The following is a 13,704-nucleotide window of genomic DNA, read 5'->3' on the forward strand; positions in this document are numbered from 1 at the left end:
GCTAGGACGCGTCGTCGGCGCGGAGCTGGTGCACGTTGTCCAGCGCCGCGCCGGCCAGCTGGGTCAGCGCCTGCACGATGCGGTCGGCCGGCATCGGCTTGCAGAAGTGATAGCCCTGGGCGGTCGGGCAGTTCAGCGCGATCAGGGCCGCGCGCTGCTCGATCGTCTCGACGCCCTCGGCGACCACCCGGACCCCGAGGCGGCTGCCCAGTTCGACGGCGCCGCGCACGACCGCCTCCGCCGCCGGCGAATCGATCATGTCGTCCACGAAGGACCGGTCGATCTTGATCTCGTCGACCGGTGCGCGGGTCACGATCGACAGCGACGAGTAGCCGGTGCCGAAGTCGTCCAGCGAGAGCTGCACCCCGGACTCACGGAGCTGGGCCAGCACGTCGTCGACGATCTCCTCGGCGCTGACCGCGACCGACTCGGTGATCTCCAGGACCAGCCAGGACGCGGGCACGCGATGCCGGCGCAGAGCGTCCGCCACCTGCGCCGGGAAGCCCGGGTCGAGCAGGCTGCGGGCGGACACGTTCACCGACACCGGCACGTCCACGCCCGCCGCGTTCCACGTCGAGACCGAGGCCAGGGCCAGGTCGAGCACCCGGCGGGTGAACGGCATGAGCAGTTCGGTGTGCTCGACGGTTTTGATGAAGTCGTTGGGTGAGAGCTGGCCGCGGCGCGGATGCTGCCAGCGCACCAGCGCCTCCACCCCGGTCGGGGCGGCCGTCGTCAGGTCGACCGCGGGCTGCAGGTGCAGCACGATCTGGTCGTCCTCGGCGAGGGCCTCGCGCAGCTCGGCGAGCAGGGCCAGCGCGTCGGTGGTCATCGACTCGCGGGCCGCGTCGTACGGAGCGACGGCCAGCTCCTGCGCCTTGGCCTGGTCGAGTGCCAGCGACGCCCGCCGGATCAGCTCGCTGATGTCGGCGCCGTCGGCCTTGGTCACGGTGACGCCGATCGACACCTCGATGGCGAGCCGGACGCCGGCCACCTCCATCGGGCGGCCGACCTCCTCGACCAGCTCGCGGGCCCGGCGCAGCGCGACCGGCAGCGCGCCGGGCAGCTCGTGCAGCAGCGCGGCCGAGTCGCTCAGCGGCCGGATCGCGGGGATCAGCAGCGCGAACTCGTCGTCGCCGGAGCGCGCCAGCAGCTCGTGCTCGCGTTTGAGGTCGGTGAGCCGCTCGGCCACCAGCGCCAGGACCTCGTCGCCGCAGCGGTGCCCGAGGGTGCCGTTGACCTCACGGAAGTCGTTGATGTCCAGGAGCAGCAGGGCGACCTGACGCTGCTGGTCGTCCGAGCCCAGCAGCCGGTCGCCGTCGGCCACCAGGGTGGACCGGTTGATCAAGCCGGTGAGCTGGTCGTGCACGGCGGCGTCGGCCACCCTTTCCTCGAGCTGTGCGACCCGCTCGCGGGCCGACGCATCATGCAGCGCGCCGGCGAGCGCGTCGCCGTAGGCGGAGATGGCGGCCTCGTCGCGGGGCACCGGCAACGTCGGCTCGGCGAGCCAGACGGTGAACTCGCCGACGATCTCGTCACCCACCGCCATGGACCGGGTGATCGCCGGACCGGGCAGGCCGGCGACCGCGTTGTCCTGGCCGGGACCGTCCTGGGCGTAGCGGTGCTCGCCGTCGGCGGCCAGCACCTCGATCTCCACCCGGCGGGCGCCGAAGACGTCGAGGGCGCCGGTCAGGCCGGCCCGCGCCACCTCGGCCTCGCTGCCGCCCGGCAAGGCGGCGGTGGCCTCGGCGAACGCCTCCCACATCCGGCGTTCCTCCTCGGCGCGCAGGTGGAAACGGTATGTCCGCTGCAGCAGCCACAGGGCGGGCACGAAGGCGAACAGCCAGTACGGGGCGCGGATCAGCGTGAAGACCGCGGTCAGCCCGACCAGTGCGCTGCCGACGAACATCGGCAGCTTGGTGTACGCGACGCGGGTAAGGATCTGCCCGGCCGGCGCGTCCTGGTGCAGGGTCAGCGTCAGCACCGCCAGCGCGAACGTGATGACCAGATAGGTGATCGCGCCCGCGACCAGACCCGCCTGGGCCCGCGTGCTGAGCACCGGCGCGTCGCCGATGATCAGGTGGGCGACCGTCGCGGCACCGGCGGCGCCGAGGCTGAGCGAGGCCGCGAGGTGGGTCATCTCGGCGACGCTGCGGTGATCGTGCAGCCAGGACAGCAGCGCCCAGGCGACGATCGCACCGATCAGGGTGGCCGCGGGCACCCAGCCGGGCGGCGCCACCACGAAGCCGATGATGAAGGCCGCCTCGCCCCAGGAGACCGAGACGACGCCGCGACCGAGCCGGAACCGCAGCCGGGCGAGCTGGCCGGCGGCGGCGAGTGCGATCGCCAGGCCGACGCCGACGGCCGCCGACAATGGACGGTGCTCCGGACGCTCGACCGGCAACAGAATGCCGCCGACGGTGACCAACAGGGCGGCGGCGGCCACGGTGGCGGTGAGGACGCGCACGGTGCGGGAGCGCCCGGCAAGGCCCGCCGCGTCGATCCACGATCGACGGACGGTCTCCGCGACCGGCGGCGCGCTCACGAATTTGCCCGGTTCATGAGCGGCACTCGCGGATGCACGTGCATCTGCGTTTGATTAATCAAGGGGCGGAGAATGGTCATTTTTCTCGCCCCCCTTCCGCACAGGGTCCAGGGGCGGTTAAGCCCCCGGCGGAAGGCTAAATCAATCCCGATGAACACAACAGGGGTTGACGTACGACCCGTATTCGGTATAGGTCAGACCAATACGGTCCGTGCCCGGGACCGAAACGATCGCACCACGTCCTACGTGGTCAAACGCGGCCGCTGTCGCTGCCGGGCGAATCGTCGTCACCCTCAGTAGTCTCGGCTTTGACCTCGCCTTCCGTACGGGAAGGACCCGGGCCCAATCGATTGCGGTCTACGTTCCGCTGAACCGGTTCGGTTCCCGAGCGCTCCAGATCCTCGTTCAGCCGCGCAATCTCGGCTTCACGCTCCGTCTTCGCTTCGTCGCTGAAACTGTCGGGAAGCCGACGCAAGCGCTTGTTCATGTTGCGAATCAGCAGAACTGTTGCTATGACGAGCACGACAATGACGAGCAAGCCCATCGGGCCGGCCAGTCCACCCGACTCGGTATCGCCAAAATTGTTGACCGCGACAGCGCCTTCCATGTAATGGAGCGTACTGCTCAGCGGGCGTCGACGGACTCTCGGATCCCGGCGAAAAGGTCCGACTCCGGCAGCGGGCTGTCGACCAGCGAGCGGGCCAGCTCGAAATCCTCGGTCGGCCACACCTTCTGCTGGATCTCCAGCGGGATCTTGAACCAGAACCCGTCCGGGTCGACCTGGGTCGCGTGCGCGCGCAGGGCGTCGTCGCGGACCCCGAAATACTCCCCGCACTCGACCCGCGTGGTGATCTTGTCACCGCGGTCGTCGCGCTCGTTCCACTTCTCCAGCCACTCCGTGTACGGTGACTCGAGGCCCGCCGCGATCACGCCCTCGTGCAGCGCGAGCATCCGCGACCGGATCCAGCCGGAGTTGTAATACAGCTTCTGCGGCTGCCACGCCGCGCCCAGGTCGGGCCGATACTCCGGGTCGCCGGCCCGATCGAAGGCCACCATCGAGATCTTGTGGCACATGATGTGGTCGGGGTGCGGATATCCGCCGTTCTCGTCGTAGGTCGTCATGACCTGCGGCCGGAACTCGCGGATCAGCTTGATCAGCGGGACCGCGGCCTCGGCCGGGTCCTGTAAGCCGAAGCTGCCCTCGGGTAACGGCGGCAGCGGGTCGCCCTCGGGCAGGCCCGAGTCGACGAAGCCGAGCCACGACTGCTCGACGCCGAGGATCTCGCGGGCCCGGGCCATCTCGGCGCGCCGGATGTTGGTCATGTCGGCGAGCACCTCGGGGCGCTCCATCTTCGGGTTCAGCACGCTGCCGCGCTCGCCGCCGGTGCAGGTGGCGACCATCACCCGGACCCCCTCGGCGGCATAGCGTGCCATCGTGGCGGCACCCTTGCTGGACTCGTCGTCGGGATGCGCGTGCACGGCCATGAGGCGCAACTGCTCGGCCACGGAAATTCTCCTCACACCCGGCCGGTGGACGACCGGCCGGTGTCGGCTGCGAAGATGGACCCTGCCATTCTGGCGGATCCCACCGACAACAAGTGCACGAGAGGTCATCCAGGTGAGCGAGACGCACACCACACTCCCGGTCTACCCACCGGGCAGGTATGGACGGCGCCGGTCCGGCCGCCGCCGCCGGGTGCTGCCGCTCGCCCTCCTCGCGCTTGTCATCGTCGCCTCACTGCTTCTTTCCGTACGCCTGTACCAGCAGTACGGTGAATCGGACTACAAGGCACAGATCGTCGGCTGGACCGCCACCACCGCGACCAGCATGAACATCGAGTTCAAGGTGCAGGTCCCGGCCGGCCGCGCGGCCAGTTGCACGCTGCGCGCCCGCGATTACGGCGGCAACGAGCTGGGCCGGCGCACGGTGGTGGTACGCCCGACGGGGGACGCCACGACCATCCAGGCGAAAGAGTCGGTACCGACCACCGCGAAGGGTTCGGTCGGCGACGTCCTGGGGTGTCAACCGGCCGACTGACCCGCTGTCGGTCAGCCTGCTAATAGTGCAAGATCGAGCAATCCAGGCGGCGTGCATACCGCTGGTAAGCTTAGTGATTCGCTCCGTTCAGCAGTGCATAGCAAAAACAAGCGCTGTGGTGAACGTGTGCTTACTGATGTCGAGCGCGCCCCGTTCAAGCAAGGAGATCGACCGTGTCCAGTTCCGAAGCGCCCAAGACGTGGCTCTCGCAGGACGCTCACGACCGGCTGCAGGCTGAGCTTGACGAGTTGATAGCCGCGCGACCGGCCGTCGCGGCGGAGATCAACGCCCGTCGCGAAGAGGGCGACCTTCGGGAGAACGGTGGCTATCACGCGGCTCGTGAGGAGCAGAGCAAGCAGGAAGGCCGGATCCTGTACTTGAAGGAGTTCCTGCGTAACTCCGAGGTCGGCGAGGCTCCGACAGCCGGTCAGGTCGCTCCGGGCTCGGTCGTCACCATCTACTTCGACGACGACAAGAACGACACCGAGACGTTCCTGCTCGGCTCGCGCGAGATCGCCTCGACCACCGACCTGACCGTCTACAGCCCCGAGTCGGCGCTGGGTAAGGCGATTCTCGGTTCGGCCGAGGGCCAGACCGTGACGTACACGGCGCCCAGCGGCGCCGACATCAAGGTCACCGTGGTGAAGTTCGGACCGTTCGAGGGCTGAGTCCCCACATAGGGCAGAGGGCTCGCGGCAAACGCCGCGAGCCCTTCCTTTTCAAGGTGTCGCGTCGGCCAGCAGCGAAACCGCGTAACCCGACTCACGCAGCATCGCGATCAGGGCCCGCGAATGGTCCGGTCCGCGCGTCTCCACCGACAGCGCCACCTCCACCTCGCCGAAGCTCAGGCGCGGGCTCTGGCGCGAGTGCAACACGTCGACCACGTTGGCCCGTTGCGCGGCGATAAGACCCAGCAGACGGGCCAGTTCGCCGGGACGGTCCGTGCAGCGTACGGCCAAACGCAGGAACCGGCCCGCCGAGGCCAGCCCATGCTCGATCACCCGGAGCAGCAGCATCGGATCGATGTTGCCGCCGGACAGGATCGCGACCACCGGGCCGTCCAGCGTCGGGCGGTGCGCCCCGGTGAACACGGCGGCGGCCGCCGCGACACCGGCCGGCTCGACCACCATCTTGTGGCGTTCCAGCAGCACCAGCAAGGCCGCCGACAGGTCCTCGTCGCTGACCGTCACGACGTCGTCGACCAGCTTGCTCACATGCGCGAACGGGAGGTCGCCGGGACGCAGCACGGCGATGCCGTCGGCGATCGTGACACCCCGGTCGAGCTTCTGCGGTTTGCCCGCCGCCAGCGAGGGCGGGTACGCGGCCATGCCGCTCGCCTGCACGCCGATCACCCGGATGTCCGGCCGTAACGCCTTGGCCGCGACCGCGACACCGGAGATCAGCCCACCGCCGCCGACCGCCGCCACGATCGTGGCCGCCTCCGGCAGCTGCTCGAGGATCTCCAGCGCGACCGTGCCCTGCCCGGCGATCACGTCGGGGTGATCGAACGGGTGGATCAGGATCGCCCCGGTCCGCTCGGCGAACTCCTGCGCGGCCACGAGCGCGTCGTCCACGCTCGTACCGGCGTACTCGATCTCCGCGCCGTACCCCTTGGTGGCGGTGACCTTGGGCAGCGGCGCGCCCTCCGGCATGAAGACGGTGGCGCGGATGCCGAGCAGTTCGGCGGCGAGTGCCACGCCCTGAGCGTGGTTGCCGGCGCTGGCCGCCACCACGCCGTGGGCGCGCTCGGCCTCGGACAGGCGCGCGATCCGGGTGTAGGCGCCGCGCACCTTGTACGACCCGGCGCGTTGCTGGTGTTCGCACTTGAGCCAGGCCGGGGTGCCGGCCGCCTCGCTGAGCGGCCCGGAGGGAACCAGCGGCGTGGTGTGCACGACGCCGGTCAGGAGTTCACGCGCCGCCTCGATTGCGTGCAGAGATAACAGCTCGGGCGGCAGGGAGTTGCGCATGACACAGATCGTGCCAAACGCTCAGACGAAGGCGTGACGCTGCCAGGGGTTCAGCACCTCGAACTGCCCGGCAACGGCCAGGAGCAGCACTTCCGAGTCCGGCGGGCCGACCAGTTGGACGGCGAGCGGCAGACCGTCGGGGCGCAGACCGACCGGAACGACGATCGCCGGCAAGCCCGCGTAGTTCCAGGGTGCGGCGAACGGCGCGTACCGGACGTTGACTGACATATTTCGCAGCCAGGAGGCCGACGAGAAGGATTCGGCCAGTGGCGGCGCGGACGCCAGGGCCGGCATGAGCAGCAGGTCGATCGAGTTGTCCGCGAAGAACTTGATCGACGCCTCGCGCCAGCTGTCCTGGTGCGAGCGCTTGGCCAGGCCGGACCGCGACGCCCACTTGCCCAGCCGGATGTGCCGGCGGGTGCGCGGCTGCAGGCTCGCCACGTCAAGACCCTCCGCTTCCTGGTACGCCGCGGCGAACCAGCTCGCGGTCACCCGGATGCCGAGCGAGGTCGTATATCGAGGATTCGCCGTCACCGTGTCGTGCCCGGCGCGCACCAGCAACTTCGCCGCGGAGGCCACCGCGTCGAGGTTGGGCCGGTCGGCGTGCAGCCCCGCGACCGGCGACCGGGTGGAGACGCCGATCCGCAGCTTGTCCGGCTCGACCAGCCGTACCGGGTCACGCCCGGCCAGCACCGAGAAGCCCAGCGCCGCGTCGGCCACCGTGGTGGTGAGCACGCCGTTCTCGGCCATCCCGAAGAAGCTGCCCACGCCCAGGTCGGCGGGCACGACATCGCGGCCCGGTTTGAGTCCGACGAGCCCGCAGCAGGCGGCCGGGATGCGGATCGACCCTAACCCGTCGTTGCCCTGCGCGATCGGCACCAGACCCGCGGCCACCGCGGCCGCCGCGCCACCGGACGATCCGCCGGGCGTACGGTCGCGGTCCCAAGGGTTGCGGGTCGGCCCGTTCGCGTCGTCGGTGACCCCCCAGAGCCCCATCTCGGGCATCCGGGTCACCCCGACCACGACGGCGCCGGCCCCGCGGAGCCGGCGCACCACCTCGTGATCTTCCTCGGCGACGGCCGTTCGCATCGCGGCCGAACCCAGCCAGGTGGGCAGGCCGGCGACCGGCGTGTTCTCCTTGACCGCGACCGGCACCCCGGCCAGCGGCAGGTTCGACAGGTCCTCCTGATCGTCGACCTTCTCCGCCTCGGTGATCGCCTCGCCGGCGCGGATCACCCGGAACGCGTCCAGCGACGGGTCGGTGATGGAGATCTGTTCCAGGTGGTCGGCGACGACCTGGGTGGCGGTGACGTCACCGCGGCGCACGGCCCGGGAGATCTGTTTCGCCGTGGCGCCCACCCAGGTCGCGTCAGCCATGTCGGGTTACTCCGTTACGTCTCAGCCGAGTGCCTGCTCCAGATCGGCGAGCAGATCGTCAACGTTTTCGATGCCGACAGACAGTCGCACGAGATCGGCGGGGACTTCAAGCGCTGATCCGGCAGCCGACAGGTGTGTCATCCGCCCCGGGTGCTCGATCAGCGATTCGACCCCGCCGAGCGACTCGGCCAGCACCCAGAGTTTCGCCCGGTTGCAGACCTCCACGGCCTGCTGCTCGCCGCCGGCCGCACGGAAGGAAACCATGCCGCCGAACCGGCGCATCTGCTTGGCCGCGATCTCGTGACCCGGATGACTGTCCAGGCCCGGGTAGTAGACCTCGGCGACCGACTTGTGGTCACGCAGGAACGTCGCGATCCGCTCGGCGTTGTCGCAGTGCCGTTCCATCCGTACGCCCAGGGTCTTGATCCCGCGCAGCGTCAGCCAGACGTCGAACGGGCCGGGGACCGCACCCATCGCGTTCTGGTAGAAAGCCAGCTCGTCGCCGAGATCGTCGGTGGCGGTGACCAGCGCGCCGCCGATCACGTCGGAGTGTCCACCCAGGTATTTGGTGGTCGAGTGGACCACGGCGTCGGCACCGAGCGCGATCGGCTGCTGCAGGTACGGCGACGCGAACGTGTTGTCGACCATCAGCAGCGCGTCGTACTCGTGCGCGATCCCGGCCAGCGCGGCGATGTCGGCGATGCTGAGCAGCGGGTTCGTCGGCGTCTCGGCCCAGATCAGCTTGGTGTGGCCGGGACGGAACGCGGCGCGTACCGCATCGAGGTCGTCGAGCTGCACGGCGGTCCAGTCCAGGCCCCAGTTCTCGGCCACCTTGGCGAAAAGCCGGAACGTGCCCCCGTACGCGTCGCCGGGGATCAGCACGTGGTCACCGGGCCGGCACACCGTACGCAGGAAGGTGTCCTCGGCGGCGAGACCGCTCGCGAACGCTAAGCCGCGCCGGCCTCCCTCGAGTGCCGCGATGTTCTCCTGGAACGCGTCGCGCGTGGGGTTGCTGGACCGGCTGTACTCGTATCCGAGGCGGGGCGAGCCGACGGCGTCCTGCGCGAAGGTGCTGGTCTGGTAGATGGGGGGCACCACCGCGCCGGTCCGCGGATCGGGGTCCTGTCCGGCGTGGATCGCGATGGTGTCGAAGCCGTAGTGGTTAGCCGTCATGATGCGCAAGGCTAGTCTCACCTGGTGGCGGACTGTGTGTTCTGTGGCATCGTGGCGGGTTCGGTGCCAGCCTTCAAGGTCGTTGATACTCCGTCCGGGGTCGGGTTCCTGGACACCAGGCCGGTGTTCAAGGGGCACGTGCTGGTCGTGCCACGAGAACACATCCGGACATTTCCGGAAATGCCGGTCTCGCTCCTGCCCGGATATGTCGGTCTTGTGCAGCGGATCGCGGCGGCCGTGCCGCCGGCGCTGGGAGCCCAGGGCACCTTCGTCGCGAACAACAACGTCGTCTCGCAGTCCGTCGCGCACCTGCACTTCCACGTGGTGCCGCGGACGAAAGGGGACGGACTACGCGGCTTCTTCTGGCCCCGGACGAAGTACGCCTCGGACGAGGAGGCGTCGTCGTACGCCGCGTTGATCGCCAAGGAGCTCGGGTAAGGATCACCTCCCGCACGGTGTTGCACAGACCGGATGAAGGGAGTGACCGTGTTCCTGCGGTTTAAGAAGCCTGAGCTGCCCACCCCCGACCAGGCACTGCCCGGCCGTCTCCTGGAGATGCCGGTCGCCGACAAGCACACCGTGCTCGGTACCCCACTCCAGGGTCCGTGGCCGGAGGGCTACGAGGTCGCGGTCTTCGGAATGGGCTGTTTCTGGGGCGCCGAGCGAATCTTCTGGCGGCTGGACGGCGTCTACTCGACGTCGGCCGGATACGCGGGCGGTTTCACCGGCAACCCGACATACGAAGAGGTCTGCTCCGGGCACACCGGCCACGCCGAGGTCGTCCAAGTGGTCTACGACCCCGCCAAGATCGGCTACGACGAGCTGCTGAAGGCGTTCTTCGAGAACCACGACCCGACCCAGGGCATGCGCCAGGGCAACGACGTGGGCACGCAGTACCGCTCGGCGATCTACACCACGACCGACGAGCAGGCGGTCATCGCGGAGGCCACGCTGGCGGCGTTCCAGCCGATCGTGACGGCGGCCCGCCACGGCCAGATCACCACCGAGATCAGGCCGCTGACGCGTTACTACTTCGCCGAGGACTACCACCAGCAGTACCTGTCCGAGTCGAAGAACCCGAGAGGTTATTGTAACCATGGCCCCAATGGCCTGACTTGTCCGGTTGGTGTCGCCAAGATCGCCTAGGTACTACGGGGCATCGGGCTCGCCCACCCGATGACCCCGTCCCCGTCAGGCTCAGAAATCTGTACAGACTTCGCGCCAGTAACTGCCTATACTTAGCGCATGACTGCCGTGCCGTTCACCGACGCCCGCAACCGCCTTTCGGAACTCATCGATGAGGTGGCCTCGACCCACGAGCGGATAGAGATCACCAGACACGGCCATGCCGCCGCGGTGCTCATCTCGGCCGACGATCTGGCGGCATTGGAGGAGACCCTGGAGGTCCTGTCCAGCGCCGAGGCCATGCGGCAGCTTGCCGAGTCCAAGGCAGCCGTCGAAGCCGGCGACGTCCTCGACGCCGATGAACTCGCCGCGTTGATGGCGAAGCGGTCGAAGCAGGCACGGTGACTGGCCCGGCGCCCGGCCGCTACCGACTTCAGGTCGCCGGCCCAGCCGCACGCGCCTTGGCCGGACGGCTGCCAGAGAAGATCGCCGCAGCCGTCTACGAGTTCATCACCACTGCCCTCCTCGACAACCCGCAGCGCGTCGGCAAACGACTGCTTCTGCCGCCCTTCGAGGGGACCTGGTCAGCCAGGCGGGGCACGTATCGCGTTCTTTACGAGATCGACGAAGACGACCGCGTCGTGACCGTGACGGCCATCGAACACCGCGCCGACGCCTACCGATCGCGTTGACCCAGAGGCCCGAATCAGTACATCACTGCTCGTCAGAGTCAAAAAATCCGTACGACTATTGCAACCACGGCCCGAACGGCATGACCTGCCCGGCCGGCGTCGCCAAGGTCGCCGAGTAACTACTCCGTCGCCTTCGGGTGGCCGGGGCCTGCCTCGACCACCCAGACGACTCGTCGCTCGGGGTCAGGGCAGTACCAGATCCGACCGCCTGCGGTCACTTCGTACTGCCACTGATCGAGCCGCTTCCCGCCGACCTCGCGAGTGGCAAGTGGACCGCGGAGTCGATGTTGCCGCGTCGGATTCTCCGGCGCGGCGGGACGCTCGGTGAGAACAATCCACGCCTCCCACGTGTTCGACCGTGCCGTCTGGCACAGTTGCTCCCAGCCTTTCGCAGCATCGGTTGAGGCAAAGCGGGCTTCCCAACCGCCGGGCCGTCCGGGCGGTGCCACCCGGTCACCGCGCTTACCCGGCATCGCCGTCGACGTCCACCGGCGCGGGCACCGGACCGAAGTCATCGGTCAACGGCTCGGTAAGCCGTCGCAGAAGCGCAGGATCGGCGTAGACGGCGGCGGTGGCCTTCCACTCCCGCACGGCCTGTGTCAGTACGGACCATTGGCCAACTTCGGCGGCGATCTGGGCTGCTCTTGTGAAGTCCGCGATGAACTGGGGCAATTCCTCCACCGGCAGGAGTGTCAGCCACGGGAATTCCTCCGTCAGGGCAGCCGCGGCAGCCTCCAGCGGAAGATGGGTCAACACATTCCGTAGTGCGCGCGCAGCCGTGAAGGCGCCCTCGCCGGCCGCGTTGACCCGGTCCTCTCGCATGAGGAGCAAGGCAGCGCCGTCCCGGCGGCGCACTCGAACGTCGCCGTTGTCAGCGAGAGCAGCGACGCTCTTGGGATCTCGCTGCAGCTCGCTCCACTGGACTTCCTTGGTCGCAGTCACGCGTTAATTCTGAACTTTTTCAGAACTGTTGGCAAGTCGGTTGAGCCACTGCAGCTTGCGGCCGCGTTGTCAGGTCGGCTGCGAGTCGTCGCGAGTTATCGCATACAGGAGTTGGTCGTGCCAGGCGCCCTGGCGCCACTGCGCGCGGCGAACCCGGCCCTCCAGCCTCAGACCCGCGCGTTCCAGGCACTTCTGCTCGGCCACGTTCTCCGGATCCGTCGTCGCCTGGATGCGCTCGACGCGGGTGTGCGCGAACAAATAGTCCACCAGCCATCGCTGGCTGGCCGTGCCGATACCCATTCCCCGGTACGCCGGTAGCAGGCCGATCGCGATCTCCCAGCACAGCGACGTGTCCCGTCGCCCCCAGTACCGTGCGAGCCACTCCACCCGGCCGGCCAGCTCGCCCTTGTGCTCGATGACCAGCATGTTCGCGTCGCCGCCGAGCAGGCCGCGGGACTCGGCCTCGCGGCGCAGCCCGGCGAACGAGGTGAAGCCGAACCACTGGTACGCCCCGGCGCCGTCCACGTCCCCGAACTGGGCCTCGAACACATCGATGTCGGCGACGCTCGCCGGCCGGAAGGTCAGCTCACCATGGCGAACAATCATGCGGCTCCTTCGTGACGGGGGGCGTCAGCGTAGCCGCCGCCTACGAGTAGGTGCGACCCTTCCAAGCCGCGCCTCGGCCCAAATAGTGCTGCCGCGCGGAATCGAGCGTCATCGCCAGGTAAAGAGTCGCGGTCGCCGGCAGCAGAAAACCGGCCACCCGCGGCTGCCCGTAATACCGCAGCATCGGCATGAAGGTCGCCGCCATCACCAGCCACGCCAACGCACCGCACACCAGGACCGGCAGGTCGAGCGTCACCAAGCCGGCCACGGTCGCCACCGGCGGCACCACGAACACCACGGCCAGCCCCACCACGGTCCCGGCCAGGATGACCGGGTTCCGGCGCAGCTGGGCGTACGCGCTCCGGGCGATCATCTGCCAGAGCGTGGCCAGATCGTCGTACGGCCGGACCGAGTCGGCGAAGTCGGCCAGGCCTAGAAAGGTCCGCGAACCGGTGCGCTTGAGCACCCGCGCCAGCGCCACGTCGTCGATCACCGCGTCGTGGATGGCATCGAGACCGCCGGCGCGTTCCAGGGCCGCCCGGCGGACCAGGGAACACCCACCGGCGGCCGCCGCCGTCCGGGCCCGCGGGCGATTGCTCCACCGGAACGGATAGAGCAGCGCGAACAGGTACACGAACGCGGGGACGACCAGCCGCTCCCAGAAGGTGGCCACGCGAAGGCGCGCCATCTGCGACACCAGATCGAGGCCGTTCCCCTCCGCCACCCGCACCAGCGCACGCAACGAGCCGGGGCGATGGCGGATGTCGGCGTCGGTCAGCAGCAGGTAGTCGGCGTGCCCGGCTTCGGCGACCCCGGCCTGAAGCGCCCAGAGCTTGCCGGCCCACTCCACGTCCGGCTCGCCCGGGTGCACGACGGTGACCTGCGGCCACCGGGTCAGCAACGCCGCGGTGCCGTCCGTCGAGCCGTCGTCCGCGACGATCACCCGGAACGGCCCGGGGTAGTCCTGCGCGAGCAGCGACGGGACGGTGACGGGTAAGACGCCGGCCTCGTCGCGCGCCGGCACGACCACTACCACGGACGGCCAGTTGTCCACGGCGGCGGACGGCGACGGCAGCCGCACGTCGGTTCGCCAGAACATCCCGCGGAACAGCGTGAGCCACACCCAGATCACCAGGGCCACGAGCGCGAGGACGAACACCCCGTGATCATGCCCCTCGAAGGGGATTCACGCTTGCGTGTGTAAAAGATCGACACCCCCCGACATGATCCGCACACTGGAGA

General features: G+C 69.0%; 15 protein-coding genes. 6 read left to right on the forward strand and 9 right to left on the reverse strand.

The window, feature by feature from the left end; all coding sequences use genetic code 11:
* Nucleotide 1 precedes the first annotated feature (1 nt).
* The 3 genes from HH310_RS07405 to mca all read right to left on the reverse strand — a co-directional run bounded on the left by HH310_RS07405 (nucleotide 2) and on the right by mca (nucleotide 4,048).
* Complete coding sequence (locus HH310_RS07405; RefSeq protein WP_312033892.1) at nucleotides 2–2,542, reverse strand: bifunctional diguanylate cyclase/phosphodiesterase; 2,541 nt, start codon at nucleotides 2,540–2,542, stop codon at nucleotides 2–4.
* Between the two features lie 250 nt (nucleotides 2,543–2,792).
* The gene (locus tag HH310_RS07410; RefSeq protein WP_169174658.1) at nucleotides 2,793–3,149 is read right to left on the reverse strand and encodes a hypothetical protein; all 357 of its coding nucleotides are present in this window, start codon (nucleotides 3,147–3,149) and stop codon (nucleotides 2,793–2,795) included.
* A gap of 17 nt (nucleotides 3,150–3,166) precedes the next feature.
* Entirely contained in the window at nucleotides 3,167–4,048 is an 882-nt protein-coding gene (mca, locus tag HH310_RS07415; RefSeq protein ID WP_169174659.1) for a mycothiol conjugate amidase Mca, read from the reverse strand.
* A gap of 112 nt (nucleotides 4,049–4,160) precedes the next feature.
* Between mca and HH310_RS07420 the strand changes: the two genes are divergently transcribed.
* Both HH310_RS07420 and greA read left to right on the forward strand, forming a co-directional pair.
* Nucleotides 4,161–4,580 (forward strand): DUF4307 domain-containing protein, encoded by a 420-nt coding sequence (locus HH310_RS07420; RefSeq protein WP_169174660.1) that lies wholly within the window; start codon nucleotides 4,161–4,163, stop codon nucleotides 4,578–4,580.
* Nucleotides 4,581–4,753: 173 nt separating this feature from the next.
* Nucleotides 4,754–5,248, forward strand: coding sequence for a transcription elongation factor GreA (gene greA, locus HH310_RS07425; RefSeq protein WP_169174661.1), 495 nt, complete (start codon nucleotides 4,754–4,756; stop codon nucleotides 5,246–5,248).
* 51 nt (nucleotides 5,249–5,299) lie between these two features.
* On the opposite strand, the gene ilvA is transcribed toward greA, so the two are convergent.
* The 3 genes from ilvA to HH310_RS07440 are packed head-to-tail and all read right to left on the reverse strand — an operon-like array spanning nucleotide 5,300 to nucleotide 9,097.
* A complete protein-coding gene (ilvA, locus tag HH310_RS07430; protein WP_169174662.1) occupies nucleotides 5,300–6,547 on the reverse strand; it encodes a threonine ammonia-lyase in 1,248 nt (415 codons plus the stop codon).
* 21 nt (nucleotides 6,548–6,568) lie between these two features.
* Nucleotides 6,569–7,924, reverse strand: coding sequence for an amidase (locus HH310_RS07435; protein WP_169174663.1), 1,356 nt, complete (start codon nucleotides 7,922–7,924; stop codon nucleotides 6,569–6,571).
* A gap of 21 nt (nucleotides 7,925–7,945) precedes the next feature.
* The gene (locus tag HH310_RS07440) at nucleotides 7,946–9,097 is read right to left on the reverse strand and encodes a cystathionine gamma-synthase (RefSeq protein WP_169174664.1); all 1,152 of its coding nucleotides are present in this window, start codon (nucleotides 9,095–9,097) and stop codon (nucleotides 7,946–7,948) included.
* A gap of 24 nt (nucleotides 9,098–9,121) precedes the next feature.
* Here HH310_RS07440 and HH310_RS07445 point away from each other — a divergent pair, with 24 nt between their 5' ends.
* The 4 genes from HH310_RS07445 to HH310_RS07460 all read left to right on the forward strand — a co-directional run bounded on the left by HH310_RS07445 (nucleotide 9,122) and on the right by HH310_RS07460 (nucleotide 10,914).
* The gene (locus HH310_RS07445; protein WP_169174665.1) at nucleotides 9,122–9,535 is read left to right on the forward strand and encodes an HIT family protein; all 414 of its coding nucleotides are present in this window, start codon (nucleotides 9,122–9,124) and stop codon (nucleotides 9,533–9,535) included.
* A gap of 48 nt (nucleotides 9,536–9,583) precedes the next feature.
* On the forward strand, nucleotides 9,584–10,243 hold the full coding sequence (gene msrA, locus HH310_RS07450) for a peptide-methionine (S)-S-oxide reductase MsrA (protein WP_169174666.1): 660 nt from the start codon (nucleotides 9,584–9,586) through the stop codon (nucleotides 10,241–10,243).
* Between the two features lie 99 nt (nucleotides 10,244–10,342).
* The gene (locus tag HH310_RS07455) at nucleotides 10,343–10,627 is read left to right on the forward strand and encodes a type II toxin-antitoxin system Phd/YefM family antitoxin (RefSeq protein WP_169174667.1); all 285 of its coding nucleotides are present in this window, start codon (nucleotides 10,343–10,345) and stop codon (nucleotides 10,625–10,627) included.
* Entirely contained in the window at nucleotides 10,624–10,914 is a 291-nt protein-coding gene (locus tag HH310_RS07460; protein ID WP_169174668.1) for a type II toxin-antitoxin system RelE/ParE family toxin, read from the forward strand. Before HH310_RS07455 ends, HH310_RS07460 begins: the two co-directional genes overlap by 4 nt.
* Nucleotides 10,915–11,376: 462 nt before the next feature.
* Here HH310_RS07460 and HH310_RS07465 read toward each other — a convergent pair whose 3' ends face one another.
* The 3 genes from HH310_RS07465 to HH310_RS07475 form a co-directional block, all read right to left on the reverse strand.
* On the reverse strand, nucleotides 11,377–11,856 hold the full coding sequence (locus tag HH310_RS07465) for a hypothetical protein (RefSeq protein WP_169174669.1): 480 nt from the start codon (nucleotides 11,854–11,856) through the stop codon (nucleotides 11,377–11,379).
* A gap of 69 nt (nucleotides 11,857–11,925) precedes the next feature.
* Nucleotides 11,926–12,462 (reverse strand): GNAT family N-acetyltransferase, encoded by a 537-nt coding sequence (locus HH310_RS07470; RefSeq protein WP_169174670.1) that lies wholly within the window; start codon nucleotides 12,460–12,462, stop codon nucleotides 11,926–11,928.
* Between the two features lie 40 nt (nucleotides 12,463–12,502).
* A complete protein-coding gene (locus HH310_RS07475; RefSeq protein WP_169174671.1) occupies nucleotides 12,503–13,621 on the reverse strand; it encodes a glycosyltransferase in 1,119 nt (372 codons plus the stop codon).
* Nucleotides 13,622–13,704 lie beyond the last annotated feature (83 nt).

This window comes from Actinoplanes sp. TBRC 11911, from assembly GCF_012933445.1.
In the GTDB taxonomy this organism is placed as follows: Bacteria; Actinomycetota; Actinomycetes; order Mycobacteriales; family Micromonosporaceae; genus Actinoplanes.